Below are 26317 nucleotides of genomic sequence, written 5' to 3'. Positions count from 1 at the left end.
AAGACAAGCCGGGCGCGGCCCCAATCTTGGCACGCGCCCGGCTCGCCTGTTCGTATTACTCCCCGATCACCGGCGGTGCGGTGAGTTCGTCGGTTCCGAAGATCTCGTTGGGGTCGTCGCCGACGAGGAACTTGGAACTGCGCTCCTCGTCCTCGGCACCCTTCCCCTTGGCGCCACCGGCTCCCATACCGCCCATGCCGCCCATCATTCCGCCCGCGCCGCGACCCGCTCCGGCACCGGCGCCCGCCGCGCCGCCGCCCATACCGGCACCGCCCATCGCGCCCGCGCTGCCGGGCATGGCCGCGCCACTCCCGCTGCCGGGTCCGAACCCGCCGCCACCGGGGCCGAAGCCACCACCGTCCGGGCCGAAGCCGCCCGCGCCGGGGATGTCGGTGCCGCCGAAACCGCCGCCACCGCCTCCGCCGCCACTCGGGCCGAAGCCTCCGGCGCCGGGGATCTTCGGCGGGGTGAAGCCGGACGCGCTCGTCCCGTCGTCCCAGCCGGGCGGCTTGTAGTTGCTGCCGGGGATGTTCGGGTTGTACTGCCCGCCGGGCAGGTTCGAGCCCGGCAGGTTCGACCCGGGGAGGTTCGATCCTGGAAAGTTCGACCCGGGCATGTTGCTGCCCGGCAGGTTCGAACCGGGCAGGTTCGAGCCCGGCGTGCCGATGCCCGGCATGTTCGAACCGGGGACGCTCGGCATCCCGCCGGGCGGCATCGAACCGGGCGGCGTCGAGATCCCCGGCATGCCGTTGTTCCCGTTGCGGTCGCCCTGGCCGCCGCCGTCCTTGTCCTTGTCGTTACCGCCGCCGCCGTTGACGTCGACGTTCGACTTCTGCCCCTCCATCTTGTTGTAGGTGGGCAGACCCTTGCCGTTCTCGGAACTGGCCTTGAAGTACTCGTTGAACGCGTCGACGTTCGCCTGACCCTTGGAGTTGTAGTCCCGGATCGCGCGGTCGGTGTCGGTGGTCCACGGGGTGATCGAGTTGATCAGGTTGTTCTTCGGCGGGTCCTTCGGGACCTGCTGCACCTTCGCCTTCACCGTGGTGAACGCGGTGTTCTGCTCGCCGAGGTACTTGTCGGAGTCCGCCAGCTTCTTGCCGGAGTCGTCCATCCACACACGCAGCGGATGCGCGCCGGACTGCTGCGCGGCTTCGGCGCTCTTACCGGTCCAGGCGGCGTCCATCTCCTTCGACAGGTTGTCGATGGTGGTCAGCCTGTCCTGGTAACCGGCCTTGAGCCGGGTGGCCGCGGCCTGCCCCTCCTGGATCGACCCGGTGCCCGGACCGGTGACGATCTTCTCCCAGATGTTGTAGCAGTCGATCTTGCGATCGCCGCCCGACGCTTCGAAGTCGCCGGATTTCGTGGTCGCCAGGTTGTAGGCCGAGTATCCGGCGATGATCGGCAGCAGGAACACGCGTCAGCCCTCCTTCAACGTCTCGATCATCGCTTCCCCCACTTTGAGCGCGACGGGGCACGGATCACTCGCGCCGGGCCCGTTGTCGTACTGCACCAGGATGTTGACGGCCAGCTGGTCGGTCACGCCGACGAAGAGGCCGCATTTGCCGCTCTTGCGGCCGTCGAGCGCCGCGGCGTACACCGCCGGGTATCCGGCGACCTCGGTCGTCTCGAAGTAGGCGTCGTTGGCCTTCGTGTCGTAGACGTCGCTGAGGCCGTTCTTGTTCGCGAGCACCGGGCTGATCTCGATCTGGTTCAGCCGGTCGTCCGCGGCGAAGATCGAGCAACCGGGTCCGGCGCTCGTGGTCCGCCGCTCGCCTTCGCCGAGACCGAGCTCGGACCGCTTCGCCGCCGAGAGCGCGGCGCACGCGTCGCTCTCGATCGACGAGGTCTTCAGAGGGTTCGACACCTTGGGCGCGGAGCCGGACGAGCCGCTCGACGCGCTCGGAGAGCCTGTCGTGTACGACGGCTCCGAGGTGGTGGCGGTGCCGTTCTTGGTGCCGGAACAGCCGGCGAGCAGCGCACCGGCGGCGAGGAAGAGAACGAGGGAACGTCGCATCACACGGCCTTGTGCTTGTTGAGCGAGGCCTGCGTCTCGGCTTCGTTCGTCGCGATCTTCTGCTTCGCGGTGGTCAGCTGGTCGATGTAGTTCTTGACGTAGTCCTGCATCTTCTGGTTCTGCTCCAGGAACGCCTTGCCCGACGGGTTGGCCAGCTTCTCCCAGTCGCCGCTCGCGAACTCCTTGCCGGGCGCCTTGACGTTCGCCATCAGGTTCGCGTCGGCGTAGTCCCTCTTGAGCTCGACCTGCAGGTCCGTCCACTTCTTGATGATGCCGTCGATCTTGTCCTTGTCGAAGGCGAACCCGCCGCCACCTCCGCCCGACGTCGAGGGCGCCTTGTCCGGATTGGCCGGCGCGGACACCGTGACCTTCTCCTGCCGGTTCTGCTCGGCGTTGCTGTCGTAAGCCATTGGTTCCAGATCCCCTTTTGAGTCCCCGTGCCTCAAATGTCGAGTCTCATAATGCCTTGATCCCCCGTCAAGGGCTCAGACGCAGCCCGCGGCGGCCGGGTTCCGCGGAAAGCAAAGGGCGGGACACCTCCGCGAAGGAGACGTCCCGCCCTTTGACGAAAGCGGTGTTACTTGGCCTTGACCTCGAGCCGCACGTCGACGCGGACGTCGGGGTGCAGACGGGCGCCGACCGAGTGCTTGCCCACGGTCTTGATGTGGTCCTTCAGCTCGATGACGCGCTTGTCGAGCAGCGGGCCACCCGCGGCCTTGATCGCGTCCACGATCTCGGCGGTGGTGATCGAACCGAAGAGCTTCTTCGAGCCCTCGGCCGCCTTGCCGCTCAGCTGGATGGCGCCGAGGCCCTCCAGGGTCGCCTTGATCTCCTTGGCGTGGTCGAGGTCGCGGATGCGACGGCTCTCCTGCGCCCGCTTGATCGTGCGCACGTTCTTCTCCGCGCCCTTGGTAGCCACGATGGCGTAGCCGCGGGGGAGCAGGTAGTTGCGTGCGTAGCCGTCCTTGACCTCGACGATGTCGCCGGGTCCACCGAGGTTGGCGACGTCGGTGGTGAGAATGATCTTCGCCATTGACGTGCCTCCTTAGCGTGCGGTCGAGGTGTAGGGCAGCAGCGCCATTTCGCGGGAGTTCTTGACCGCGATGGCGATGTCACGCTGGTGCTGGCTGCAGTTGCCGGTGACCCGGCGGGCACGGATCTTCCCGCGGTCGGAGATGTACTTCCGAAGCAGGTTGGTGTCCTTGTAGTCGATGTTCTCCGGGCGGCCCTTCTTCTCGGCCTTGCAGAACACGCAGACCTTCTTCTTGGGCTTGCGGATGGGTGGCTTGGCCACGGTTCTACTCCTGAATTCCTACGTAGTGGTTGTGTCGAGGCGACTCGCGGGCCGGAGCCCGCGGCGGACGCCTGGCTAGAAGGGCGGCTCGTCGGAGAAGCCGCCGCCACCGCCGCCGCCACCGGCGGGCGGAGCGGAGCCCCACGGGTCGTCGGCGGGCGGGCCGCTCTGGCCACCACCGCCGCCGCCACCGAAGCCGCCGCCTCCACCGCCACCGGTGCCACGGCTGACCTTGTTCACCTTGGCGGTGGCGTAACGCAGCGAGGGGCCGATTTCATCGACCTCGAGCTCGACGACGGTGCGCTTCTCGCCTTCCTTGGTCTCGAAAGACCGCTGCTTGAGGCGCCCCTGCACGACGACTCGCGCGCCGCGGGTCAGCGACTCGGCGACGTTCTCGGCCGCCTGACGCCAGATGTTGCAGCGCAGGAACAGGGCCTCGCCGTCCTTCCACTCACCGGACTGCTTGTCCAGCGTGCGCGGGGTGGACGCGACCGTGAAGTTCGCGACCGCCGCACCGGAAGGGGTGAAGCGAAGCTCCGGGTCGGACGTGAGGTTGCCGATCACCGTGATGACGGTGTCTCCAGCCATCGGGAAAGTCCTTCGGCTCAGGCCTTGGCGGCGACGGCAGCGGCGCGCTTGATCTCGCGGCGCATGACCTTGGTGCGGAGCACGGTCTCCTGCAGCGAGAGCTGACGGTCCAGCTCCTTCACCGCTTCGAAGCTGGAGTTCAGGTCGAGGAGCGCGTAGATGCCCTCGGCGTGCTTCTTGATCTCGTAGGAGAGCCGGCGACGGCCCCAGACGTCGACCTTCTCGACGCTTCCGCCCGAAGTGCGGATGACGTTGAGGAAAGTGTCCAGCGTGGGGGCGACCGTGCGCTCGTCGAGCGTGGGGTCAAGGATGACCATTACCTCGTAATGGCGTGACACAACCACTCACCTCCTATGGGCTCGCGGTCACGGACTGTCCGTGACAGGAGGGTTTGTCCAGGTAAGAGTACCTGGCGGCTTCCGGCGGTCCCGAGCGGGCGTCAGGAGACGCGGCGCAGGACCCAGGTGCGGACCAGCGCGGCGGTCACGCCGGCGAGCACGAGGACCGCGAGCAGCATCGGCAGCTGGACGTCGCCACCGGGCAGGCCGTCGGTCGCGAGCGCCTCGGCGTTGCCCGCGTTGCGGACGTCGGTGCCCTGCCCGGCCTGGCCGTCGGCACCGGGGACGCCGTACTGCGGGCCACCCTCACCGGGAAGCGGGCTGTTGGCCGGGTAACGCACGCCCGGCGCCACCGCGACACCCGGCTGCGCGACCGGCAGGTTGCCGTATTCGCGCGGCGGGGCGTAGCCGGTGCCGTTGCTGCCGCCGGGGAGCAGGTTCGGGGAGGACGGGACGCCGTTGGTGCCGCCGCCGTTGCCGCCCTGCTGCGGGGCGGTGGTGCCGGGGGTGGGCAGCGTCGGCGCGACGTAGTTCGTCGCGACCGTGGTCAGGCCACAGCTCCCGGCCACCTTGTGCGCGATGGTGTCCAGCGTCTTGTCCGGGTTGAGGCCGAGGCCCCAGGACTTGGTCTCCTTGACCGCCTGCCGTACGGCCGCACCGATCGTCTTGCCGTCGATCGTGCCGCCCGCGGAGCTCGGGACGGAGCCGACGGAGATGGTGTTGACCTTGGCGATGTCGTTCGCGGCGACGTCGTAGAGGGCGAGCGTGCCCGCTTCCTTCGCGCCCGCGCGCACCAGTTCCTTGACCGACGAGCCGGTGATCGCGACGGTGTCGTTCATCCCGCCGTTGACGGTGCCGCCGCAGGCGTTCGCCAGCGTGGTGGCGGCCGAGGCGGTGCCCGCCGTCAGGAGCGCGCCACCGGTGACCATGGTCGCGAGTGCGGTGACGGTGAGCGCCTTGCGGGTGGTCTGCCAGATGGTGGTCTTCCGCACGAGCGCGATCCTCCGGGTCGGTGGGGGCGTCAGGCAGTGCATCAGGTTTTCACCAGAGAGAAAAGCACTACCAACGGGGATAACGAGGGAGTGACCAGAAAGATACTAGGCGGTAGGACTAACTTGCAGCGGCCATTCGGCGGAGTACCCAGGTGCGAACCAGGCCCGCGCTGACTCCGGAGAGTGCCAAAACGGCGATCAGCAGCGGCAGTTTCCCGTCTTGAGTGAATCCATCGCTCACACTCGGTAGCGCCTCGGCCTGTCCCGCATTCTGGACGTCCGGATTACCGGCGGTGTTCTCACCCTCGGCGGCGAGGCCGAACTGCGGCGTGTAGCCCGGGATCTGGCCGCCGTACCGCAGTCCGGGCGAGGGGCTGAAGAGACCGGCCATCGCCATCGGGATGGAGCTGTAGTCGCGCATCGGGGCGTAGCCCGTGCTGGCGCCCCAGGGGAGGCCGCCGAAGTTCGGGGTGAAGGTGCCGGGCAGCAGCGGGCTGTTCGCCGCCGGGATGCCGCCCGCCGGGTTCCCGCCCTGTGCCGGGGCGCCCGGTCCGCCGGTCTGCGGGCCGCCGCTGCCGGGCGTGCCGGTGCCGGGCTTCTCGGGTGCGGGCTTGCCGCCGGGCGCTGGTTTGCCCGCGCCGGTCAGGGCGTCGTGGGTACCGGTGACGGCGCCGGTCAGCGCTTCCGCGGCGGGTTCGCCGATGACCGGGACCGGCGCGATCACGGCGTTCACCACGGTCACCGTCACCTTGCAGACCGTGCCGAGCAGCGCGTTGATCGTGCCGGTGAGGATTCCGGAGACCGGGCCGGCGTGGCCCAGGTCGAGCGGGATGCCGAGCAACGGCGTCTTCCCGAGGATCTTGTCGCCGGGCTTCGCGGTCACCGAACCACCGCAGACGGCGGTCTTGGTCTCGGCGGCGGCGGCCGTGCCGGGCATGGCAAGGGCGGCCGAGCCCGCGAGAATGAAGGCCGAGGCACCCAGGGCTGTCGCCCTCCGTGTCCGTTCGCGCATGCCTTCGACTCCTCCGTCGTCGGGTTCACCTACCTGCCCAACGACGCTAATGGAGACAAGTAACGCCCGCTCACTCGAAGAGGTCAGGCATTCGAGTGGAAGCGGGCGTCACTGACGGTGAAGATCAGGCGGGCTTGCCCCGCAGCCAGGCTCGGACCAGCGCCGCGGCGACGACGGCCAGCGCCAGCACCGCGAGCAGCAACGGCAGCTTGGCCGGGGCGACCGGCGCCTGGACGGCCTGCGCGTTGCCGGTGTCCTTCTCGTCGACGGTGGGCGGCACCTCGCCGGGGATGATCTCGGTGATCACCGGCGCTTGGACGAAGTTCCCGGGCAGCAGCGCCGCGTTGCTGATGACACCCGCGATCGAGTCGCCGCCGATGCCGGTGGAGGAACCCGGGCCGGTTTCGACGGGGAGTTCGCTGCCCGGTCCGCCCGGCTGACCCGGCTTCGGAGGCTGGGGCTGCGGCGGGTTCGGCCCGGGGTTCGGCGGTTCGGGCTCGGGGTCCGGACCTGGATCGGGCGGGATGGGGAGTTCGTCGACGACGCCCTGCGTCAGGTTGCCGACCGCGTTCACCACACCCTGAGCGGGCGGGCAGACACCCTTCGCGACGAGGTCGCCGACCGCGTTGTCGGTGAGGCCGGTGGCCTTGACCAAGTCCCCGACCGGCAGTGAGAGCAGCGGCTTCTTGCCCTGGGCCGTCTTGGCCTTCGAGTCCAAACCGACCGTCAGCGCCTCGGGCGAGTTGAGCGGCGCGGCCACGTCGAGAACGAGGCCGTCCGCGGTCTCCCCGTTCTGGAGTGTCGCGGCGCATTTGCCGGAAAGGGTCGGATTCGGCTCGGCGGCCATCGCGGCCATCGGGAACGCGAGTCCGGCCGATACCGAAAGTGCGAAACCCAATGCCGTGATCCGCCCGGCAGTCTTCCCCATCGAGTTCGTCCTCCGCCCCTCAAGACCCAACGCGGTTTTAACGGAACGCGCTCACGCTACCCCACGAGCGTGACGAACCTGGGCCGCGCCGGGGAAAAAGCGACGAGGGTAGTTTGCTGGCATGAAAATCGGTGCCCATGTCCGCGACGACGACCCCCTCTCCGCGGTCGCCGAACGCGAGGCCGAGGTCCTCCAGTTCTTCCTTTCCGACCCGCAGGGCTGGAAGGCTCCCAAACCCCATCCGCACGGCGAAGCCATCAAAGAGTCGCCGGTCGAGGTGTTCATCCACTCGCCGTACCTGATCAACGTGGCGTCGTTGAACAACCGCATCCGCATCCCGTCGCGGAAGAACGTCACCCAGCACGCGAACGGCGCGGCCGAGATCGGCGCGAAAGGGCTCGTCGTGCACGGCGGCCACGTCGGTTCTTCGGAAGACGTCGAAGACGGCCTCGTCAACTGGCGCAAGCTTTTCGAGCGTGAACAGGAGAAGGGCGGCTTCGCCGTGCCGATCCTGATCGAGAACACCGCCGGCGGCGACAGCGCGATGACCCGCGACCTCGACACGATCGCCCGGCTCTGGGACAAGGTCGGCGAATTCGGCGCGGGCTTCTGTTTCGACACCTGCCACGCGTACGCGGCGGGCTGGGACCTGACCGAGGCGGTCAAGAAGGTCAAGGCCATCACCGGCCGGATCGACCTGGTGCACCTCAACAACTCGCGCGACGAGTTCGGTTCCACGCGGGACCGGCACGCCAACATCGTCGGCGGCGACGGCACGATCGACCCCGAGGTGCTGGCCGCGGTCGCCGCCGAGGCGGGCGCCCCGGTGATCGTCGAGACCCCGGCCGACGGCCAGGCCGCCGACATCGCCTACGTCCGTGAGCGCGTCGCCTCCGCCTGACCCTTCCGCGTTTAGTCCTCTAGATGCGCTTACCCCGCATTTAGAGGACTAAATGCGGGACAAGGCAAAGGCGTCGTCGCCGGGCCTGGTGGTTTCTTCCGGCGCGGGGTCAGGCCTGGTGACTGTGTGGATTTTGGGACATCTGACGTCCCGAAATCCACACAGTCCCGCCTCACCTACCCGATCGCCGTAGCGCCAGTCCGCCTGAGGGGATGTTGCGAAGGGCGCACGCCGTCCGGACTGGCGCGGGGTCGTCAGTCAGTCCTCGTCTTCGCGCTTCCGCCGTCGCATCTCGGCACGCGCGGCGAGCATGGTGCGCTGCTCGACCATCTGGGACAGGAGCGACGCGGCGTCGCGCAGGGCTTCCCGGGTGTCGAGCTCGTAGTCGTAATCCGACGACTGGTAGCGGGCCCACGCCAGCTCGGTGTCGGTGCCGACCGCGGTCCTCCGCAGCCACTCCACCGTGGTGTCGATCATCGAATCCAGCTGGGCCGACCGCGCGTTCAGCCCGCTCGCCACGCCGTCTTCCGGTGGGAGCGCGAACGGGCTCGGTTCGTCGGCGGCCTCCCCCAGCATTTCCCGCACGGCGTCTTCGGTGAGATCTTCGGCGTCACGCGGCAATCCCGCCGCGAGTTGCCACCGGCCGCCCGTGAAGCGCTCGACCATGATGATCGCGGAATACCCGTGCAACGTCGTCGTGCGGTGGACGACCGTGCCGTGCGCCAGGTGGAAGGCCATGCGCGCAGGCTACTCAAGCGGGAGGCTTTTCCCTCTCCAGTGGGAGGACCGGCCGGGCGCGGGGAGGAAGGCTCATTCCCATCAGGACGGTCCTGGTACTGGAGGGAAGCCATGAACATCAAGTCGAAGCTCGCCGCGGTCGCCGTGCTCGCCATCGCGGCGGGAACACTGGGGGCGACGCAGGCGAGTGCCGCGCCGGAGCGGGGTTCGGTCGTCTTGGGATCGGCGGGCGGACCGTTGACGTTCCCGGGCTACGACAACGAACCGGTCCGCTTCGACTTCGCCGCGTTCGGCGAACCCGGCAAGTCTTCGGGCCGGTTCCACGTGAATCATCTGACCAAGGACGGAAAACTCGTCGCCGACTTTGACGGCCGGGTCGACTGTGTCTCCCGCGCTGGCAACCTCGCCATCCTGACCGGCGTGATCGAACGCGCCGACATTCCCGGCCTCCCCGTGAACGTCGTCGGCCGCCGGGTCGGCTTCTCGGTGCAGGACGAGCCGCGCGGCCACGATCGGATCGGCTGGAGCTGGGCCTACGGCGGAATCGAGCACGACGTCCTGCCGTGCACCGGACCGGTGCCGTTCTTCCAGACGAGCACGGGCGGCTACACCGTCCGATGAAATCGGCTTGACCCTCTCGCCACGGGAGGGTCGAACCTGGTCCGCATGATCGAGAATCGGACCGTCTACCGGGCGGAGGACGGCGAGCACGTCGGCTACGTCGTCCCCGCGCCGGACACGCGCTGGCAGGCACTGACCGTTTTCGGCTACCCGCTCGGCGGGCCGGCCGCCTTCGACGACTCCGTCGCGTTGCTGGAGGCCGAAGGTCTGGCTGTGCTCGCCGAGCGCTGGTCGGTCAAGCACGGCGAGGACTGGGTCACCTGCCGCCTCGTCGAGACGTCACCCGAAGCGGTCGTCGTCCAGATCAACGACTTCGGTGCCGAGGACTTCGGCAAGAATCTCAGGCTGGAACGTCCTGGACCTGACGTGTTGAAGCGCGCTTGACGTCAGGAGCGCCGTCGAGGAAGCCGCCCACCGGATCGTCGTCACCGGCGAGGCGGACGGGGTCGGTCCGCGGCCGGTAGATGTCGCGGACCACCAGCGCGCACAGGCCGATCACCGCGAGGTCGCGGACGACGACGGTGCCGAGGAACCAGTCCTCGGGCAGGCCTTTGTGGTCGACGCCGAGGTAGTACATCATCCGCGGAGCCCAGACGAGCGCGTCGATGACCATCCAGCCGAGCAGCAGCCGCCAGCGCGGGATCGCGAGGACCGCCAGCGGCACCAGCCACAGCGAGTACTGCGGGCTCCACACCTTGTTGGTCAGCAGGAACGCGGCCACCACCAGGAAGGCCAGCTGCCCGAGCCGCGGACGGCGCGGTGCCTTCAGCGCGACGTACCCGATGCCGGCGCAGGCGGCGAGGAACAGCACCGCGACGACGGTGTTGAGCACGACCGGTGTCTGGCCCGCGGTGAGTTTCCCGTCGAAACCGGCCCAGCCGGACAGGTGGGAGAACACGTTGTAGAGCGAGTCCGGATCCATCGGGCGCGCCGTGTTGAGCCGGAAGAACTCCCACCAGCCGGTCGGCGCGGCGAGCGCGAACGGGACGTTGACCACCACGAACGTCGCCGCGGCGAGCCCGGCGGTGAGTGCCCAGTGTTTGACCTTGCCCGCGCGCAGGCACAGGAAGAACAACGGGATGAGCAGGAGCAGCGGATACAGCTTCGCCGCCGCGCCGAGACCGAGCAGGAAACCCGCGATCTCGGGCCGCTTCCGGGCCCAGGCGAGCAGCGCGGTCGCGGTGAACGCGGTCGCGATGGCGTCGAAGTTGGTGAAGGTGTGCACCAGCACCAGCGGCGAGATCGCCACCAGCACCGCGTCCCATGGCCGGCGTTTCAACGACCGGCCGGTCGCCCACACCGTGACGAGCCAGGCCAGCGCGAGCCAGAGCGCCGAGATGTTGAAGTAGACGGCGACCGGGAGCGCGCCGGGCAGCCAGCCCGATTCCGCGATCGAGAGCCAGGCCTCGGTGAGCTTCGCGTTGATCCACTGGAACAGCCCGGTCGCGACCGGGTACTCCATGTACCGCGTGGTCTCCTTCGCCGTTCCCGCGTCCTCGGTCCACGAAGTCACGTACGGGAAGGTTTCGGGATCGTTCAGCCGCTCGGAACTGTAGAGCGGGATGATGTCCGAATAGCACATCGCGACGAACGGGCGGCCCGCCCGCCAGTCGAGCTGGTTCATGCCGGAGTCGTCGGTGTACTGCTGGATGCAGGACGCCTTGCCGAACCACGAGAGCAGCAGCGCGAGGCAGGCCAGCAGCAGCCCGACCCGCTGCGGCGACCAGAACCAGTGCCGCCCCACGGCCGCGTGCTCGCCGAGCGGGCCGCCGATCGGCCGGGTGGCCGCGGCCACGAGCGGTTCGTTCCAGCTCGGGATGACCCGCTCGCCCGGGGTGAGGGACAGCGGGGTCTCGCGCTCCGGCGGGGTCGTCTGGTCGGACACGTGGCGGATGTTAGCGCCTATCCGGGTGACCCTCCGGTGATATCGCCGCTGTCGTAGAACCCGGCGAGTACCTCGGCCGCCGCGCCGAACGCGACGACGTCGTCGCCCATCTCGTCGAGATCGACCTGGATTCGTTGCCAGTGCGGCAAAGGCAGCAGTTCCCGGAGCCGCGCGGCGACCGTGTCGCGGTACACCTCCGGCTCCTCGCGGACCGAACGCCCGGTCAGCACGACACGTTCGAGGTCGAGGATCTGGACGAGGTCGGCGAGCCCGATCCCCAGCAGCCCCGCCGCCTCCTCCGTGGTCGCCGCCGCGTTGTGCAGCACCTCGACGCAGCCGCGGCGCCCGCACGCGCAGCGCGGTCCGTCGAAGGCGAGGGTCGTATGCCCGAATTCACCCGCGTTGGTGCGCGGCCCGCGGTACAGCCTGCCGTCGATCAGCAGGCCGACGCCGATCCCGGTGCCGACGAGCACGACGGCGGTCGCGGCCCGGTCGCCCTCCGGCCAGTGCTGGGCGAAGGCGGCGGCGTTGGTGTTCTTGTCGAGCCGCACGGGCAGGCCGGTGCGCTTCGCGAGCAGGTCGCGCAGGGGGACGTGGTGCCAGCCCGGCATGTTCGTGGCGTCCCGGACCACGCCTTCGTGGTGGTCGAGCGGGCCGACGCTGCCGACGCCGAGGCCGAGCACGCGTTCACGCTCGATGCCGTCGAGCAGTGCTTCCGTCGCTTCACCCAGCGCGGAAACGGCCTGGTCAGGGGTGAATCCCGGCGACAGCGGCCCGCCTTCCGAAGCGACGATCTTCCCGGCCAGATCGGTCCGGACCACCCGGAAGGAGTCCCGGTCGAGCTGCGCGCCGAGCGCGTGCCGGGCGTCCGGGCGGATGCGCAGCAGTGTGCGCGGCTTGCCGACCCCGGCCGCGGGCTGGCGTTCCTCGTCCAGCAGGCCGGCTTCGAGCAGTTCGGGGACGATCTTCGAGACGGCTTGCTGTGTGAGCCGGGTGCGTTCCGCCAGCTCGACGCGGCTGAGCCCGCCCGCGCGCAGGATGTGCGTGAGCAGCAGTGCCCGATTGTGCTGGCGCAGCCCGCGCAGATTTACCCCGGTCTCCGGCATAGCGCGCATCCTGCCACGGCTGGCTGATTACGCAACACTGTTGTTTAATGGAGGCATGGCTGACTTGCGAGTGGGGATCTTCGGATACGGCATCGGCGGGCGCGTCTTCCACGCCCCGCTGATCAGCGCGACGCCGGGGCTGACCCCGGCCGCCATCGTCACCTCGAACCCGGACCGGGTCGGGCAGGCCAGCGCCGACTATCCGGCCGCCGACGTGCTGCCGGACGCGGACGCGCTGTTCGCGAAGGCGGCCGACCTGGACCTGGTCGTCGTCAGCACGCCGAACCGCACGCACGTCCCGCTCGCGCTTCGGGCGATCGAGGCAGGGCTGCCCGTCGTGGTCGACAAGCCTTTCGCGCCGACCGCGGCCGAAGCGGCGAAGGTCGTCGAGGCCGCGCAGGCCAACGGCGTCGGCCTGACGGTGTTCCAGAACCGCCGGTTCGACTCGGACTTCCTCACCGTCCGGAAGCTGCTCGACGCGGGCCGCCTCGGCGACGTCTTCCGCTTCGAATCACGCTACGACCGCTGGGTGCCGAAGCCGCGGGACAACTGGCGCGAGTTCGGTGATCCCGCCGAGGCGGGCGGGCTGCTCTACGACCTCGGCGCGCATATCGTCGACCAGGCGCTGCAGCTGTTCGGCCCGGTCGCGGAGGTCTACGCGGAGGTCGACAAGCGCCGTGACGGGGTCTCGGTCGACGACGACGTCTTCGTCGCCCTCCACCACACGAACGGCGTGCGCTCGCACCTGTGGGCGTCCGCGCTGGCGGGGACCCGGAACCCCCGGTTCCGCGTGCTCGGCGACAAGGCGACGTTCACCAAGTACGGCCTCGACGTCCAAGAGCCGCAGATCAAGGACGGGCTGCGGCCCGGTGACCCCGGCTGGGCGGTCGAGCCGCCGTCGGACGCCGGAAAGCTGGGCGTGAACGACGACGTCGAGACCGTGCCCACCGAGGTCGGCCGCTACGAGGACTTCTACGCGCAGGTGCGCGACGCGCTCCTCGGCAAGGGCGAGTTCCCGGTCGATCCCGCCTCCGCCGTCGAGGCGCTCCGGGTCATCGAAGCCGCTCACCTTTCGGGTGCCGAACGGCGCGTCGTCACCCTCTGACCGAGGGGCTGAAGGGGACTTTCCCCGCATAGGACGTAGCAAAGGGGCCCTTCACCGCGTGACATGCGGTGAAGGGCCCCTTCAGCTATCCGTTGTCCCCTCTGCCGCCACCGCGGCCGGGACCGTTGCCGTTGCCTTCTTCCCCGTTGTTCTCACTGGACGAAGGCGGGTTCTTCGAGCTCGACGGCGGCTCCGTCTCCTCACTCCGCGAAGACTGCCCTGTCGACGGGCCCGTCGACGGCGTGCCGGTCTCGTTCGGGTCCTCGTTGTCGCCCGGCGGGGTCTGCGTCGACGGGACGGTGTTGTTGTCGTCCCCGCCGATGATCTTGACCTTGTCGAAGCGCTCCCCCGGCTTGCCGTTCAGGTACAGCGAAAGGAACTTCTGCCAGATCGGCCCGGCGATCGTCGAACCGAAGATCGCCTTGCCGTTCTTGCCCTTCAGTGCCTTGTCGCCGTCGCCGCCGACCCACACCGCGGCCGAGATCGACGGCGTGTAGCCGACCATCCAGGTCTGCGAGTTGGAGTCCTTCGCCGACGCGGGCTCGCCCTGCCGGTAGGTGTGCTGCTGGGTTCCCGTCTTGCCCGCGCACTCGTGACCGTTGGGGCACTTGAGCTTCGAGAACGGGATGACACCCTTGAGCGACTCGGTGACGTTGCCCGCGATCTGCTTGCTCTTGTCGGAGTTGTCGGAGAAAGCGGGCTTCGCCTCCTCCGGAGCCGAGTACGCGGCCTCGTCCTGCGAGTTGGTCACCTTGGCGACGAAATGCCTGTTCCGCCGCTGGCCATCGCCCGCGAAGGTCGCGTACCCGGCGGCCATGTCCTCCGGGCTGACGGCCGTCTTGCCACCGCCGAGCGCGATGTTGTTGTCGGCGAACAGTTCGGAGGCGCCTTCGGGAGCGGGTTTGATCCCGGCGTCCTTGGCCGCCTGTGCCACCGGCCCGGGCTTGGTCACGTTCACGACCATGTCGTAGAACACCGTGTTCGCGGAGCGTTGCATCGCTTCGGACACCGTGCACTGCGCCGAACACGAGCTGCCGGGACCGGCGTTGCGGATCGTCTGCTTCCCGAACTGCCGGTTGTTGGACCCGTCGAACGTCGAGTTGATGCCGCCCTTGCCCATCTGCATGTACGCGGTGAGGTCGAACGGCTTCATCGACGACCCGGGGTTCTGCGGCGTGTTCGCCCAGTCCCGGCCCTTCTGGTCCTTGCCGTCGGGTCCCTTCACGATGGACGGGCCACCGTAGTACGCCTTCACCCCGCCGGTTTTGGGGTCGATCGCGACGAGCGCGTTGAGCAGGTTCTCGTCGGTCTGGCCCTTCATCCCGTCGGCGATCGCCTGTTCGGCCGCGGCCTGCGCCTTCGGGTCGATGGTCGTGTAGACCTTGTAGCCGCCCGTGTAATAGGCGCTGTCGGTGATGCCGTTCGCGGCCAGTTCTTCCTTGACCTTGTCGCGGATGAACGGGTTGACCACCCCGGCCTGTTCCTTGTCGGCCTGCGGCACCGGCGTCGGGAACTGCAGGTTCGCGCGGTCCGCGGCGGAGAGGAAACCGTTCTGCACCATCCGGTTCAGCGCGACGGTCCAGCGTTCGTTCGCGACCTTGGGGTTCTCCGAACGGCCGGGCTGCTGGATGAGGCCCGCGAGGAGCGCCGCTTCGGAAGCGTTCAGCTCGCCGGCGGGCTTGGCGAAGAACGCCTGCGCGGCCGATTCGATGCCGTACGCGCCGCGCCCGTAGTAGATGATGTTCAGGTACGCCGAGATGATGTCCTTCTTCTCGTACGTCTGGTTCATCTTGAAGGATTTGGCGAGTTCGGTCCATTTACGGGTGAGTGACGATTCGTCGTCCCCGCTGGCGACCTTGATGTACTGCTGGGAGATGGTCGAACCACCGCCCTTGCCCGCGGTCACCTGGTTGTAGACCGCGCGCAGGATGCCGCCGATGTCGAAGCCGGAGTTCGTCTCGAAGGAGGCGTCTTCGGTGGCGATGACGGCCTTCTTGACGATGTCCGGGATCTGCTCCGGCGTCAGGATCTGCCGGTTGCCACCCTTGGGCACGTCCTTGCCCATTTCGGTGTTGTCGGCGTAGTAGTACGTCACCGCTTGGCCCTGCGTCGCCGCGATCGACTGCGGCGAAGGGACGTCGACGTTGAAGTAGGTGATCACGAACGCGATCCCCGGGATGACGACGAACAGGCAGAACAGGGCGAGCAAGACCCGCCGGATCCGTCTCCACCGGCGTTTCTTGCGCTGCGCCGGGGTGAGGATCGGCTTCCCGTTTTCGTCGGTCTCCGGGGCGTACTGCTCGTCTTCGTACGGCTCTTCATAGCCGCGGTCGGCGTCGTACCGGTGCTCGGTGCCGTTGTGCTCGTGATGCGTGATGAGGTCCGGCTCGTGCTGCGGCGCGACCGGCGGTCGCTGCGAACGTCGCGGCTGCTGGGGCGGCGGCTGCTGGGGCGAACCCTGCCGCTGCCACGGTGCCTGCCCCGGTCCCTGCGGTCCGGGACCCTGTTGCTGCCCGTAACCCGGAGGAGGACCTCCGGCGGGGCGGCGGGGCGGTCCGGCCGGGCGTTGCGGACGACGGGCGGGGTCCGGGTCCTGACCTGGCCATCCGCCGTGGGGATCGTCGTTCACCTTGACGTCCTCCGAACCTTTCGTGGGTGAGCGCGGTCCTGCGGTCGCAGGTCTCCTTCTACCTAAGACGTATCAAATCGGTTCAGGTTCACCGGGGGCGACGAAAAAAGGTGTGCCGGGCAGCCTGCCCGGCACACCTTTTTCATGCGCTTCGCCCGGTCATCACGGATCTTCGCCGTTCGGGAACAACGGCTCCGAAGTCCCCGGCCCCGGCCTGGTCGGCTTCGTGGGCTTGGTCGGTTTCGTCGGCCAGCCGCCGGTTTCCGTCGGCTCGGTCGGCTCGGTGGGAATCGTCGGCGTCGGAGTGGTCGTCGGCGTCTCGGGCGGCGTCGACGTCTGCGGCGGCTTCGAGGCCGTCGTCGGCGGCACGTACCTGGCGTCCTTGCCGATCGGCTTGACGTTGTCGAACTTCTCCGACGGCTTGCCGGTCATGTACCGGGACATGAAGTCTTCCCAGATCGGACCCGCGATGGTCCGGCCGTAGACCGGCTTGCCGCTCTTGTCGTGCAGCGGCTTGTTGCCGTCGCCGCCGACCCACACCGAGGTCGAGATGGTCGGCGTGTAGCCCACCATCCAGGTCTGCGCGTTGCGGTCGCGGTAGCTGGCCGGGTCGCTGTCCTTGAAGTCGTACTGCTGCGTGCCGGTCTTGCCCGCGCAGTCGTGACCCTTCGGGCACTTCAGCTTCGAGTACGGGATGACCTCTTCGAGCGCGTCCGTGACGTTGCCGGCGATCTGCTTGCTCTTGTCGGCGTCGTCACTGAAGGCGGGAGAGCCCTTGGGGGCCGTCTCGTCGAACTCGACCTCGTCCTGGGAGTTGGCCAGCTTGGCGACGAAGTGCTGCTTCTGCCGGACGCCTTCACCGGCGAAGGTGGCGAAACCGGCCGCCATGTCCTCGGCCGTGGTGACCGTGCCACCACCGCCGAGGGCGATGTTGATGTCGGGGCTCAGCTTCGCCTTGCCGCCGTCGGCCTCCACCATCACGCCGGCTTCCTTCGCGGCCTTCGCCACCGGGTCGATCTTCGTCGCGTTGCGGACCATGTCGTAGAACACGGTGTTCGCGGAGACCTTCATCGCCTCGGCGACCGTGCATTGCGTACCGCAGTTGGAGCTCTCGCCCGCGTTCCGGATCGTGCGGCCGTCGAACTTCCGGTTGTTGGAGCCGTCGAACGTCTCGCCGAGTCCCTTGCCCATCTTGAGGAACGCGGTCAGGTCGAAGGCCTTGAACGCCGATCCGGGGTTGTGCGGCACGTTCGCCCAGTCGATGGCCTGGACGTCCTGGCCCTGCGCGTTCTTCGTCCAGTCCGGGCCGCCCCAGTAGGCGACCACACCGCCGGTCTTGGGATCGATCGCGACCAGCGCGTTCAGGATGTTCTCGTCCGTCTGGCCCTTCATCCCCTCGGCGACGGACTCCTCGGCCATCTTCTGCGCCTTGGGGTCGATCGTCGTGGTGATCTTGAAGCCGCCCTGGTGCAGCCGGTCCTGGTCGTAGCCGCGGGCCTCGAGCTCGTCGATCACGCGGTTGCGGATGTGCAGGCTCAGCGTCCCGGCGTCGTCGGCCTTCGCCTGAGCCTTCGGGATCGGCTTCGGATACTCGGCGGTGGCACGCTGACCCGGGTCGAGCCACTTGTTCGCCACCATCTGGTCCATCACGAAGTTCCAGCGCCTCTGCGCGTACGCGTCGTTCTCGGACTTGCTCGGGCCCTGGATCAGGCCGGCGAGCAAGGCGGCCTCGGACGCGCCGAGCTCCTTGGCGGGCTTCTTGAAGTAGGCCTGCGCGGCCGCTTCGATGCCGTTCGCGCCGCGACCGAAGTAGATGGTGTTGAGGTACGCGGTGATGATCTCCTCTTTGGACATCTGGTTGTTCATCTTGAAGGATTTGGCCAGCTCGGTCCATTTACGGGTGAGCGTCGGAGCCTCGTTGGCCGTGGCCTTCTTGATGTACTGCTGGGAGATCGTCGAACCGCCGCCCTGGCCGCCGGTGACGTTGTTGTAGACCGCGCGCAGGATGCCGCCGACGTCGAACCCGGAGTTGGTTTCGAACGACGAGTCCTCGGCCGCGTAAACGGCCTTCTTGACCGCGTCCGGGACGTCGCCCGGCTGAAGCAGGTACCGGCTGCCGCCGCTCGCGGGCGCGATCTTGCCCATCGGGCTGCCGTCGGCGTACGTCAGCGTGATCGGCTGGCTCTGCAGGCTCGCGATGCTTTCCTGCGACGGGACGTCCACCAGGAAGTAGGTGATGACGAACGCGATCGCCGGCACCACGACGAACAGGCCGAACATCGAGTAGAGGACCCGGCGGATGATCCGCCAGCGGCGCTTTTTGCGCTGCTTCGGCGTGAGGACCTTCTTCTTGTCGCCGTCTTCGTCCTCGGCGGGCTCGTCTTCGTACTGATCGTCACTCTCGGCGCCGAGGGCCGAGCTTTCGTGACGATCGTCATAGCGATCGTCGTACGGGTCGTAGCCGTACGGGTCTTCGGTGCCGTTGTGCGTGTGGTGCGTGATGAGGTCCGGCTCGCGCTCGTACGGGTCCGGCTCGACCGGGCGGACCATCGCGGTCGCCTGGTCGGCGGGAGCGGGCGGGCGGCGGTTGCCGGGCGGGGGCGGCGGCGGCCGGTGACCGACGGCGCCCTGCTGGGAACGCTGGGGGCGGCCACCGGGCGGCGGGGGTCCCTGCCTGCGCGGGGGCATGCCGTTGGGGCGGCGCGGGGCCGCGGGACGGCGTGGTTCGTCGTCGGACGGCCATTCGGGGCCGCCGTTGCCGCCACTGTCCCCGCCGGGCCACTGGGGGTCGACCGGGCGCGGGGCCGCGGACCGTGGTGGGGCCGAGCGGGGGGTGCCGTTCGGGGGCGTCCGGCGCTGGGGGCGGCGCGGGGGTTCCTCGCCCGGCCAGCCGGGCTCGTCCTCTTCGCCCGGCCAGTGGGCACGGCGAGGTGCATCAGGCTCCTGGCCTGGCCAGGAGCGGTTGCGGTCGTCGTTCACGAATGGGCCTCCCAGACCGGCGCTTCGGGGGACGCCGCTCTGTGCTCAACTGCGATTTCGGTACCTGTCACTGACCCGCTGTCCTCTGCGACCGGGTCCGTGGCCGGGTGCTTCCCGGGTCTCCTGTTCCGAGGACGTAGGAGCGCACCAGGTGGTTCCAGTGACAGCTCCGGCATACCTCGACCTCGTAGACGGTGAACTCCGCGAAGAGCCCGTCCATCCGCACCAGTTCTTCCGGTGTCTTGGCTGATCCGGCGACGTGCTTGAGCTCCTCGCCGTACACCCAGGACACCAGGGTCAGTTCCTCCCGGTGACAGACCGGGCAGTCCTGCTCACCAGGTCGTCCGTGGAATTTCGCGGCCCGCAGGAGGTACGGGCCCGCGTCGCAGACGTCGTATGTGCCGACCCGTCCGGAGTGGACGCCCTTGAGCAGCGAGCGCCGCTGTAAGGCGTAGTCCACGACCTGCCGCTGGTTTCGCACGCCAACAGAGTACGGGCTCTTGCTGTGTGGTCCACGCCCCGTTCTCGGGGAGACGGACCGTGCACGACCGGACACGCCGACGATTCGATAACTCTCCGGTGAATTTCGTCCGGTTCCGCCGACGCTCGATCGGGGTTAGCTACACCACTCCGATGTATCGGCGCGATATAGTGGGCCGGTAGGTTGACCGAACCGGTCTCGGTGGCCAACGCGACCGGTCGCGGTTTGTTCCCGGAAGGGGGTGCGGTGTGCTGGAGCTCGCGATCTTGGGGCTGTTGCACGAGACCCCCATGCACGGTTACGTGCTGCGCAAACGTTTGCACGAGACGCTCGGGATGTTCCGGACGTTCTCGTACGGCTCGCTGTACCCGACCCTGCGTCGGCTGCTGCGCTCCGGTTACCTCGTCGAGGAGCTCGAAGAGGTGGAAGACCGGGCGTGGGCACGCCGGGGCAAGCGCGTGTACAAGCTCACCGCCGAGGGCAAGGAACGGTTCGCCGAACTGCTCGGTGACGCGGGCCCGCAGACGTGGGACGACGAAGGCTTCGGCGTCCACCTGGCGTTCTTCTCGAGGACACCGGCCGACGTCAGGATGCGAATCCTGGAGGGCCGTCGTCGTCGGGTCGAGGAACGCCGAGAAGGACTTCGGACGGCAATGGCGCGGGCCGAGGAGAAGATCGACCGCTACACCCGTGAGCTGCACCGGCTCGGGCTGGAGTCCAGTGAGCGGGAGGTGCGCTGGCTCAATGAGCTGATCGCGCACGAACAGGCCGAGCAGCGCGGACCGGAGACCTGAGGCGCTCTCCGTGCCCGCTGAGCACTACCTACAACTGTTGGACGAATGAAGGAGAAACCGGCATGGGCGAGAACCGCCGCGTTCGGGTGGCCATCGTGGGCGTCGGCAACTGTGCGGCCTCGCTGGTCCAGGGCGTTCAGTACTACCGCGACGCAGATCCCAGCACCCGCGTGCCCGGTTTGATGCACGTCGTGTTCGGCGAGTACCACGTCCGCGACATCGAGTTCGTCGCCGCGTTCGACGTGGACGCCAAGAAGGTCAGCCGCGATCTGTCCGAGGCGATCTTCGCCAGCGAGAACAACACCATCAAGATCGCCGACGTGCCGCCGCTGGGCGTCACCGTGCAGCGCGGTCACACCTACGACGGGCTCGGCCGGTTCTACCGCGAGACCATCGAGGAGTCCGACGAGACCCCGGTCGACGTCGTCGCCGCGCTGCGCGAGGCCGAGGTCGACGTGCTCGTCTCCTACCTGCCGGTGGGCTCCGAAGAGGCCGACAAGTTCTACGCGCAGGCGTGCATCGACGCCGGTGTGGCGTTCGTCAACGCGCTGCCGGTGTTCATCGCCTCCGACCCCGAGTGGGCGGAGAAGTTCCGCGCGGCCGGTGTCCCGATCGTCGGTGACGACATCAAGTCCCAGGTCGGCGCCACCATCACGCACCGCGTGCTGGCGAAGCTGTTCGAGGACCGCGGCGTCCAGCTCGACCGGACGATGCAGCTCAACGTGGGCGGGAACATGGACTTCCTGAACATGAAGGAGCTCGAGCGGCTCGAGTCGAAGAAGATCTCGAAGACCCAGTCGGTCACCTCGCAGGTCGACCGCGAGCTCGGCAAGGGCAACGTCCACATCGGACCGTCGGACTACGTGCAGTGGCTCGACGACCGCAAGTGGGCCTACGTCCGGCTCGAGGGCCGCGCCTTCGGTGACGTGCCGCTGAACCTGGAGTACAAGCTCGAGGTCTGGGACTCGCCGAACTCGGCGGGCATCATCATCGACGCCGTGCGTGCCGCGAAGATCGCGCTGGACCGCGGCGTCGGCGGCCCGATCCTCTCGGCTTCCTCGTACTTCATGAAGTCGCCGCCGGAGCAGTACGACGACTCCACCGCGCGCGACGAGGTCGAGAAGTTCATCGCCGGCGAGGCGTGACCCTCCCGTAGTGCGCTATGAAAGGCCCGTTACTTGCAAATTTTGCAAGTAACGGGCCTTTCATTGCATCGGTGAGGGGGCGCGGAGGCGAGGGTCAGGGTGTGTGGAGGGCCGCGGGCAGGTCCGTGATCGCCGGGATCACCGTCGTCTGCGCCAGCACCGAAGGATCCGGCGGGAAGTGCGGATTCGGCACCGCGTACACCGTCATCCCCGCCGCCAGCGCCGCGCGCAGCCCGTTCGTCGTGTCCTCCACGGCCGCGCAGTTCTTCGGCTCCACGCCCAGCAGCTCCGCCGCCTTCAGGTAGACGTCGGGCGCCGGTTTGCCCGCGCCGACCTGCTCCGACGACACCGCCGTCGGCACCGGTAGCCGCGTGATGTCCAGGAACGCCTTGATCAGCAGCGGCGGCGACGAACTCGCGATCGCCACCGGCCAGTGCCTCGCGACCTCGCGCACGACGTCCGGTCCGCCCGGGATGATCGGCGGTTTCTCCGCGTACCGCCGCGCCATCCGCTCGACCACCACCTGCGCGACGTCCGCGGGCCGGAGCCGGACGCCGAGGTCGTGCGCCAGGTAGGCGGCCCATTCCGGGGTGCTCATCCCCTGCATCGCCCTGGTCGATTCGTCCCGCCAGGTGCCGTGGAACTCGTGGGCGACCGCCCGCCGGACCTCGTCCCACATCTTTTCCGAATCCACCAGGACACCGTCGAGATCGAAGATCACCGCTTCCACACCCCCAAGCCTAGGCGGTGAAGATTTGTGCGGCAGATTACTTAGCCATGCTCAGTAATTTTAGTTAGCATGGCTAAGTGACCACGAAAGCCGCCGATCTCGCTCACCGGCTGCGCCCACTGGTGTTCCGGCTGTACTACCTCGTCCGCCGGGAGACCCCGCAGGTGCGGCTCACCCTCACCCAGGGTTCGGTGCTGTCGGAGCTGCTGAACGGCGGCCCGCGCCGGATGAGCGCGCTCGCCGAGCTGGAGCGGGTCCGGATGCCGACGATGACCGACGTCGTCCGCCGCCTGGAGCGGCTCGGCCTGGTCAGCCGCCGTCCCGATCCCGCCGACGGCCGCGCCGTGCTCGTCGAGGTCACCGAGGTGGGGCAGCGTTTCCATCGCCGATTGATCGTCGCCAGGGAGGAATTCCTCCGCGAGCGGCTCATCGGGCTGGACGAGCCCGACCGCGCCGCGATCGAAGCCGCGCTCCCCGCTTTCACCAGGTTGCTGCACGAAGACAAGAAGGAGGAACTGATCCGCGATGAGCGCTGAGTCCCACTCGAGCCTGTTGGACGCTCTCAAAGGACAGCCCAAACAGGTATGGATCACCGCGTTCGCCGCGGTCATCGCGTTCATGGGCATCGGGCTGGTCGATCCGATCCTGCTGTCGATCGCCGAGGGCCTGCACGCGACGCCGTCCGAAGTGACGCTGCTGTTCTCCAGCTACCTCGGCGTCCAGGCGGTCGCCATGCTGGTGACCGGCGCGATGAGTGCCCGGTTCGGGGCCAAGCGGACCGTGGTCGTCGGGCTGACGCTGGTCGTCGTCGCCACCGCGCTGTGCGCCGCGTCCGGGTCGATCGAGCAGCTCATCGGGTTGCGCGCGATCTGGGGTCTCGGCAACGCCTTCTTCATCGCGACCGCGCTTTCGGTCATCGTCGGCGCCGCGACCGGCGGCCAGGCGGGCGCGATCCTGCTCTACGAAGCCGCGCTCGGTGTCGGCCTCGCGGTCGGCCCGCTCCTGGGCGCGCTGCTCGGCAGCATCTCGTGGCGTGGCCCGTTCATCGGCACTTCGCTGCTGATGCTGTGCGGTCTCGTGCTGTGCTCGATCTTCCTGACCGCCGATGCCAAGGCGAAGCGGCCGAAGATCCGCCTGCTCGACCCGTTCCGCGCACTGAAGCACAGCGGCCTCCTGCGCACCTCGATCGGTTCCGCGCTCTACACCGCCGCGTTCTTCGTGGTGCTGGCCTGGTCGCCGTTCGTGCTGGAGTGGAGCGCCGTCGCGGTCGGCCTGATCTTCTGCGGCTGGGGCCTTTCGGTCGCCGTCGCGGGAGTGGTGCTGGCGCCGAAACTCGCCGCGAAGCTCGGTGAGCGGCACGCGACCGTGGTCGCCGTCTTCGGTTACGCCGTCCTGTTGCTGATCATGGCGATCCCGAGCAAGCCCGTGCTGGTCGTCGGCATCATCCTGTCGGGGCTGGTCTCCGGTCTGCTGAACACGCTCTTCACCGGGACGGCCATGTCGATCAGCGACGCCCCGCGTCCGGTCGCGAGTGCCGGGTACAACTTCTGCCGCTGGCTCGGCGGCGCGGTCGCCGCGACCGTCGTCGGTCACCTGGCCGAGTGGTTCGGCGCCAAGCAGGCGCCGTTCGTGATCGCCGCGATCCTGTGCGTCCTCGCCGGCGCCCTGCTGACGATCCGCGAGAAGACCGCGGACCCGCACACGATTCCGGCCGAAGCGGTCCTCGTCGGCGAAGAGATGTAATTCGAACAAAAGGTGAACACCGGACCAACGAGGGGTTTCCTCTCGTTGGTCCGGTGCCTTAGCGTCGACCTCCCGAACTGCCTGACCGGAGGTCCGCGTGAAGTTCCTTCCGTTACTGGCCGGCCACTCACCAAGCCGGGCGTCAGTGACCTGTACCTATCGCTGTGGGGACGCGTGCTTCCACGACGCGCCCAACACCTCGGACAACCCCACCTTCGCCGAAGTCCTCGGGGCGGTGAGCCGCCGCGGCGCGCTGAAGGCGACCGCCGTCGTCGCACTGGCCGCCGGCACGCCGCTCGCGCTCGCCGGGCCCGCCTCCGCCGAGCCGTCTGGTCACGGCCACGGCAGGCCGAAACCACCACCCGGTACCGACTACGAACGAGTGCAGCCGAACACGCTCGACGCCGTCGTGGTGCCCGAGGGCTATCGGCAGGGCATCGTGATCCGCTGGGGTGACGCGGTCCTGCCGGGCGCGCCGGAGTTCGACTTCGACCACCAGACAGCCGCCGCGCAGGCGAAGCAGTTCGGCTACAACTGCGACTTCGCCGCGCTGCTGCCCCTCGATCGCTGGGGACTCTCCTCGCTCCTGGTCACGAACCACGAGTACACCTCGGAAGAGTTCATGTTCCGCGGTTACGACCGGAACAACCCGACCGAAGAACAGGTCAAGATCGCCTGGGCCGCGCACGGGCTGACGGTCGTCCAGGTGTCCCGCGGACGGGACACCGGGCACCTGCGGCCGAAGATGTCGCGCTACAACCGCCGCATCACCCTGCACACGCCGTTCAAGGTGACCGGCCCGGCGGCGGGCAGCGAACTGCTCAAGACCGCCGTCGACCCTACTGGCACGGTGGTGCTCGGCACGATGAACAACTGTGCCGGCGGCGTCACGCCGTGGGGCACGATCCTGTCCGGCGAAGAGAACATCAACCAGTACTTCGGGAACGCCGACACGGTGACCGATCCCGTGAAGCGCAAGCGGCTCGCGCGTTACGGCATCAACGGCACCGCGACCACCCGGAAATGGGAGCGGTTCGACGCGCGCTGGGACATCGCCAGGGAACCGAACGAGGCCAACCGCTTCGGCTGGGTGATCGAACTCGACCCGAACGATCCGGACAGCACCCCGGTCAAGCACACGCATCTCGGCCGGTTCAAGCACGAGACGGCGAACATCCGCGTCGCGAAGGACGGCCGCGTGGTCGCCTACTCCGGTGACGACGAGCGCTTCGAGTACATCTACAAGTTCATTTCGAAGGGCCGCATGAAGCCGGGCGACAGCGCCCATGCCAAGCGGCACAACATGACCCTGCTCGACGACGGCACGCTGTACGTCGGCCGGTTCACCGGTGACAGCCCCGCCGCCGAGATCGACGGCACCGGGAAACTGCCCAGCGACGGCGAATTCGACGGCAGCGGCGAATGGATCCCGCTCGCCTCCGGCAAGAAGTCCTTTGTGGACGGAATGACCGCCGAAGAGGTGTACGTCTTCACCCGCGAGGCGGCCGACCGCGTGGGCGCCACCAAGATGGACCGCCCGGAGGACATCCAGGCGCATCCGCGCACCGGCCGGATCTACTGCGCGCTGAGCAACAACGTCGATCGTGGCAAGCCGGGCAAGGAGGGCGCCACCGAGCCCAACCCGCGGCTGAACAACAAACACGGTCAGGTGCTGGAGTTCGAGGAACGCCGTGGCGACGCGCTCGCGCTGACGTTCAGCTGGCGGCTGTTCCTGGTGTGCGGTGACCCGGCTTCGCCCGACACCTACTTCGCCGGGTTCCCCAAGGATCAGGTCTCGCCGATCTCCAGCCCGGACAACGTGGCCTTCGACAAGCACGGCAACCTGTGGATCTCCACCGACTCGGCAGGCGCGCTGGGCATCAACGACGGCCTGTACTCCGTGCCGCTCGAAGGCCGCAACCGCGGGGAGCTGAAGCTGTTCCTCACCGTGCCCCGCGGCGCGGAAACCTGCGGACCGATCGTCGAAGAGAAGATCGTCACGGTCTGTGTCCAGCATCCGGGTGAAGTGGATGGGGCGAACGCCGACAAACCGGCCTCCCATTGGCCGGACGGCGGCGAAACCCAGCCCCGGCCGTCGGTGGTGGCGGTCTGGAAACCCGGCAGGCACGGCCTGTCCGACATCGGCTCTTAGTCGGCAAGCAACGTTCTAGCAGTACTTTTCGTCGATGGCGCGCGGCCCCTCCGGCAGCGCGCCATCGCTCGTTCGCGCGCTGTTCACCTGCCGTCCAGGACTGGATCGTTTTGGTCGCTTACCGTCACGACGTTCCCCCGAC

The 26317-nt window shown here is 68.3% G+C and carries 26 protein-coding genes; 9 read left to right on the top strand and 17 right to left on the bottom strand.

The window, feature by feature from the left end; all coding sequences use genetic code 11:
• Positions 1-55 precede the first annotated feature (55 nt).
• The 10 genes from ACLJRM_RS09045 to ACLJRM_RS09000 all read right to left on the bottom strand — a co-directional run bounded on the left by ACLJRM_RS09045 (position 56) and on the right by ACLJRM_RS09000 (position 7166).
• A complete protein-coding gene (locus ACLJRM_RS09045; RefSeq protein ID WP_410662745.1) occupies positions 56-1414 on the bottom strand; it encodes a pentapeptide repeat-containing protein in 1359 nt (452 codons plus the stop codon).
• 3 nt (positions 1415-1417) lie between these two features.
• Positions 1418-2014, bottom strand: a complete 597-nt coding sequence (locus ACLJRM_RS09040) for a DUF3558 domain-containing protein (RefSeq protein WP_410662744.1) — start codon at positions 2012-2014, stop codon at positions 1418-1420.
• Positions 2014-2424: a hypothetical protein gene (locus tag ACLJRM_RS09035; protein WP_168214451.1), complete on the bottom strand. Its 411-nt coding sequence runs from the start codon at positions 2422-2424 to the stop codon at positions 2014-2016. Before ACLJRM_RS09035 ends, ACLJRM_RS09040 begins: the two co-directional genes overlap by 1 nt.
• 167 nt (positions 2425-2591) lie before the next feature.
• A complete protein-coding gene (gene rplI, locus ACLJRM_RS09030) occupies positions 2592-3047 on the bottom strand; it encodes a 50S ribosomal protein L9 (protein ID WP_005168124.1) in 456 nt (151 codons plus the stop codon).
• A 12-nt stretch (positions 3048-3059) separates the two neighbouring features.
• Positions 3060-3308: a 30S ribosomal protein S18 gene (rpsR, locus tag ACLJRM_RS09025; RefSeq protein ID WP_005168122.1), complete on the bottom strand. Its 249-nt coding sequence runs from the start codon at positions 3306-3308 to the stop codon at positions 3060-3062.
• Between the two features lie 75 nt (positions 3309-3383).
• A complete protein-coding gene (locus tag ACLJRM_RS09020) occupies positions 3384-3896 on the bottom strand; it encodes a single-stranded DNA-binding protein (RefSeq protein WP_101611516.1) in 513 nt (170 codons plus the stop codon).
• 17 nt (positions 3897-3913) lie between these two features.
• On the bottom strand, positions 3914-4234 hold the full coding sequence (gene rpsF, locus ACLJRM_RS09015) for a 30S ribosomal protein S6 (RefSeq protein WP_174720483.1): 321 nt from the start codon (positions 4232-4234) through the stop codon (positions 3914-3916).
• 101 nt (positions 4235-4335) lie between these two features.
• Positions 4336-5226 (bottom strand): hypothetical protein, encoded by an 891-nt coding sequence (locus tag ACLJRM_RS09010; protein ID WP_410601500.1) that lies wholly within the window; start codon positions 5224-5226, stop codon positions 4336-4338.
• 118 nt (positions 5227-5344) lie between these two features.
• Positions 5345-6238, bottom strand: coding sequence for a hypothetical protein (locus ACLJRM_RS09005; RefSeq protein ID WP_410662743.1), 894 nt, complete (start codon positions 6236-6238; stop codon positions 5345-5347).
• A gap of 124 nt (positions 6239-6362) precedes the next feature.
• Positions 6363-7166, bottom strand: a complete 804-nt coding sequence (locus ACLJRM_RS09000) for a hypothetical protein (protein WP_410662742.1) — start codon at positions 7164-7166, stop codon at positions 6363-6365.
• Between the two features lie 121 nt (positions 7167-7287).
• Here ACLJRM_RS09000 and ACLJRM_RS08995 point away from each other — a divergent pair, with 121 nt between their 5' ends.
• Complete coding sequence (locus ACLJRM_RS08995; protein WP_101611513.1) at positions 7288-8067, top strand: deoxyribonuclease IV; 780 nt, start codon at positions 7288-7290, stop codon at positions 8065-8067.
• Between the two features lie 258 nt (positions 8068-8325).
• Here the strand turns inward: ACLJRM_RS08995 and ACLJRM_RS08990 are convergent, their stop codons facing one another.
• On the bottom strand, positions 8326-8805 hold the full coding sequence (locus ACLJRM_RS08990; protein WP_410662741.1) for a hypothetical protein: 480 nt from the start codon (positions 8803-8805) through the stop codon (positions 8326-8328).
• A gap of 111 nt (positions 8806-8916) precedes the next feature.
• Between ACLJRM_RS08990 and ACLJRM_RS08985 the strand changes: the two genes are divergently transcribed.
• Together ACLJRM_RS08985 and ACLJRM_RS08980 are read left to right on the top strand one after the other, a co-directional pair.
• Complete coding sequence (locus ACLJRM_RS08985) at positions 8917-9426, top strand: hypothetical protein (RefSeq protein ID WP_101611511.1); 510 nt, start codon at positions 8917-8919, stop codon at positions 9424-9426.
• Positions 9427-9471: 45 nt separating this feature from the next.
• On the top strand, positions 9472-9810 hold the full coding sequence (locus ACLJRM_RS08980) for a hypothetical protein (RefSeq protein ID WP_410601495.1): 339 nt from the start codon (positions 9472-9474) through the stop codon (positions 9808-9810).
• Here the strand turns inward: ACLJRM_RS08980 and ACLJRM_RS08975 are convergent.
• Entirely contained in the window at positions 9767-11311 is a 1545-nt protein-coding gene (locus ACLJRM_RS08975; protein ID WP_410662740.1) for a glycosyltransferase family 87 protein, read from the bottom strand. The two genes, ACLJRM_RS08980 and ACLJRM_RS08975, sit on opposite strands and share 44 nt — an antisense overlap.
• Before the next feature lie 17 nt (positions 11312-11328).
• A complete protein-coding gene (locus ACLJRM_RS08970) occupies positions 11329-12417 on the bottom strand; it encodes an ROK family transcriptional regulator (protein WP_101611509.1) in 1089 nt (362 codons plus the stop codon).
• A gap of 55 nt (positions 12418-12472) precedes the next feature.
• On the opposite strand from ACLJRM_RS08970, the gene ACLJRM_RS08965 reads away from it, so the two are divergent.
• Positions 12473-13522, top strand: a complete 1050-nt coding sequence (locus ACLJRM_RS08965; protein WP_410662739.1) for a Gfo/Idh/MocA family oxidoreductase — start codon at positions 12473-12475, stop codon at positions 13520-13522.
• An 85-nt stretch (positions 13523-13607) separates the two neighbouring features.
• On the opposite strand, the gene ACLJRM_RS08960 is transcribed toward ACLJRM_RS08965, so the two are convergent.
• From ACLJRM_RS08960 to ACLJRM_RS08950, 3 genes are all read right to left on the bottom strand, one after another.
• On the bottom strand, positions 13608-16151 hold the full coding sequence (locus ACLJRM_RS08960; protein ID WP_101611507.1) for a transglycosylase domain-containing protein: 2544 nt from the start codon (positions 16149-16151) through the stop codon (positions 13608-13610).
• A gap of 162 nt (positions 16152-16313) precedes the next feature.
• Positions 16314-18701 (bottom strand): transglycosylase domain-containing protein, encoded by a 2388-nt coding sequence (locus tag ACLJRM_RS08955; RefSeq protein ID WP_410662856.1) that lies wholly within the window; start codon positions 18699-18701, stop codon positions 16314-16316.
• A gap of 496 nt (positions 18702-19197) precedes the next feature.
• Positions 19198-19611 (bottom strand): DUF5318 domain-containing protein, encoded by a 414-nt coding sequence (locus ACLJRM_RS08950; protein WP_101611505.1) that lies wholly within the window; start codon positions 19609-19611, stop codon positions 19198-19200.
• Between the two features lie 248 nt (positions 19612-19859).
• On the opposite strand from ACLJRM_RS08950, the gene ACLJRM_RS08945 reads away from it, so the two are divergent.
• Together ACLJRM_RS08945 and ACLJRM_RS08940 are read left to right on the top strand one after the other, a co-directional pair.
• The gene (locus ACLJRM_RS08945; RefSeq protein WP_101611504.1) at positions 19860-20405 is read left to right on the top strand and encodes a PadR family transcriptional regulator; all 546 of its coding nucleotides are present in this window, start codon (positions 19860-19862) and stop codon (positions 20403-20405) included.
• 62 nt (positions 20406-20467) lie between these two features.
• The gene (locus tag ACLJRM_RS08940) at positions 20468-21550 is read left to right on the top strand and encodes an inositol-3-phosphate synthase (protein WP_101611503.1); all 1083 of its coding nucleotides are present in this window, start codon (positions 20468-20470) and stop codon (positions 21548-21550) included.
• A 94-nt stretch (positions 21551-21644) separates the two neighbouring features.
• On the opposite strand, the gene ACLJRM_RS08935 is transcribed toward ACLJRM_RS08940, so the two are convergent.
• The gene (locus ACLJRM_RS08935; RefSeq protein ID WP_410662738.1) at positions 21645-22280 is read right to left on the bottom strand and encodes an HAD family hydrolase; all 636 of its coding nucleotides are present in this window, start codon (positions 22278-22280) and stop codon (positions 21645-21647) included.
• A gap of 77 nt (positions 22281-22357) precedes the next feature.
• Between ACLJRM_RS08935 and ACLJRM_RS08930 the strand changes: the two genes are divergently transcribed.
• The 3 genes from ACLJRM_RS08930 to ACLJRM_RS08920 all read left to right on the top strand — a co-directional run bounded on the left by ACLJRM_RS08930 (position 22358) and on the right by ACLJRM_RS08920 (position 26175).
• Positions 22358-22816 carry a MarR family winged helix-turn-helix transcriptional regulator gene (locus ACLJRM_RS08930; protein ID WP_410662737.1) on the top strand — a complete coding sequence of 153 codons (459 nt, stop codon included), beginning with the start codon at positions 22358-22360 and terminating at the stop codon, positions 22814-22816.
• A complete protein-coding gene (locus ACLJRM_RS08925) occupies positions 22806-24023 on the top strand; it encodes an MFS transporter (RefSeq protein ID WP_101611500.1) in 1218 nt (405 codons plus the stop codon). Before ACLJRM_RS08930 ends, ACLJRM_RS08925 begins: the two co-directional genes overlap by 11 nt.
• A gap of 97 nt (positions 24024-24120) precedes the next feature.
• A complete protein-coding gene (locus tag ACLJRM_RS08920; protein ID WP_101611499.1) occupies positions 24121-26175 on the top strand; it encodes a PhoX family protein in 2055 nt (684 codons plus the stop codon).
• Positions 26176-26317: the final 142 nt, after the last annotated feature.

Source organism: Amycolatopsis sp. lyj-84, from assembly GCF_046549075.1.
Lineage (GTDB): Bacteria > Actinomycetota > Actinomycetes > Mycobacteriales > Pseudonocardiaceae > Amycolatopsis.
The sequence above is the reverse complement of the archived record's forward strand: the minus strand, read 5'-3'. Positions and strand labels throughout refer to the sequence as shown.

What these genes read in the sequence shown, in the direction of transcription:
- ACLJRM_RS08925 (WP_101611500.1), top strand. Translation starts at nt 22,806, where the DNA reads ATGAGCGCTGAGTCCCACTCGAGCCTGTTGGACGCTCTCAAAGGACAG.
- ACLJRM_RS08990 (WP_410662741.1), bottom strand. Translation starts at nt 8,805, where the DNA reads ATGGCCTTCCACCTGGCGCACGGCACGGTCGTCCACCGCACGACGACG.
- ACLJRM_RS08955 (WP_410662856.1), bottom strand. Translation starts at nt 18,701, where the DNA reads ATGGTCCGCCCGGTCGAGCCGGACCCGTACGAGCGCGAGCCGGACCTC.
- ACLJRM_RS09040 (WP_410662744.1), bottom strand. Translation starts at nt 2,014, where the DNA reads ATGCGACGTTCCCTCGTTCTCTTCCTCGCCGCCGGTGCGCTGCTCGCC.
- ACLJRM_RS09035 (WP_168214451.1), bottom strand. Translation starts at nt 2,424, where the DNA reads ATGGCTTACGACAGCAACGCCGAGCAGAACCGGCAGGAGAAGGTCACG.
- ACLJRM_RS08965 (WP_410662739.1), top strand. Translation starts at nt 12,473, where the DNA reads ATGGCTGACTTGCGAGTGGGGATCTTCGGATACGGCATCGGCGGGCGC.
- ACLJRM_RS09020 (WP_101611516.1), bottom strand. Translation starts at nt 3,896, where the DNA reads ATGGCTGGAGACACCGTCATCACGGTGATCGGCAACCTCACGTCCGAC.
- ACLJRM_RS08985 (WP_101611511.1), top strand. Translation starts at nt 8,917, where the DNA reads ATGAACATCAAGTCGAAGCTCGCCGCGGTCGCCGTGCTCGCCATCGCG.
- ACLJRM_RS09000 (WP_410662742.1), bottom strand. Translation starts at nt 7,166, where the DNA reads ATGGGGAAGACTGCCGGGCGGATCACGGCATTGGGTTTCGCACTTTCG.
- ACLJRM_RS08980 (WP_410601495.1), top strand. Translation starts at nt 9,472, where the DNA reads ATGATCGAGAATCGGACCGTCTACCGGGCGGAGGACGGCGAGCACGTC.
- rplI (WP_005168124.1), bottom strand. Translation starts at nt 3,047, where the DNA reads ATGGCGAAGATCATTCTCACCACCGACGTCGCCAACCTCGGTGGACCC.
- ACLJRM_RS09005 (WP_410662743.1), bottom strand. Translation starts at nt 6,238, where the DNA reads ATGCGCGAACGGACACGGAGGGCGACAGCCCTGGGTGCCTCGGCCTTC.
- ACLJRM_RS08940 (WP_101611503.1), top strand. Translation starts at nt 20,468, where the DNA reads ATGGGCGAGAACCGCCGCGTTCGGGTGGCCATCGTGGGCGTCGGCAAC.
- ACLJRM_RS08995 (WP_101611513.1), top strand. Translation starts at nt 7,288, where the DNA reads ATGAAAATCGGTGCCCATGTCCGCGACGACGACCCCCTCTCCGCGGTC.
- ACLJRM_RS08970 (WP_101611509.1), bottom strand. Translation starts at nt 12,417, where the DNA reads ATGCCGGAGACCGGGGTAAATCTGCGCGGGCTGCGCCAGCACAATCGG.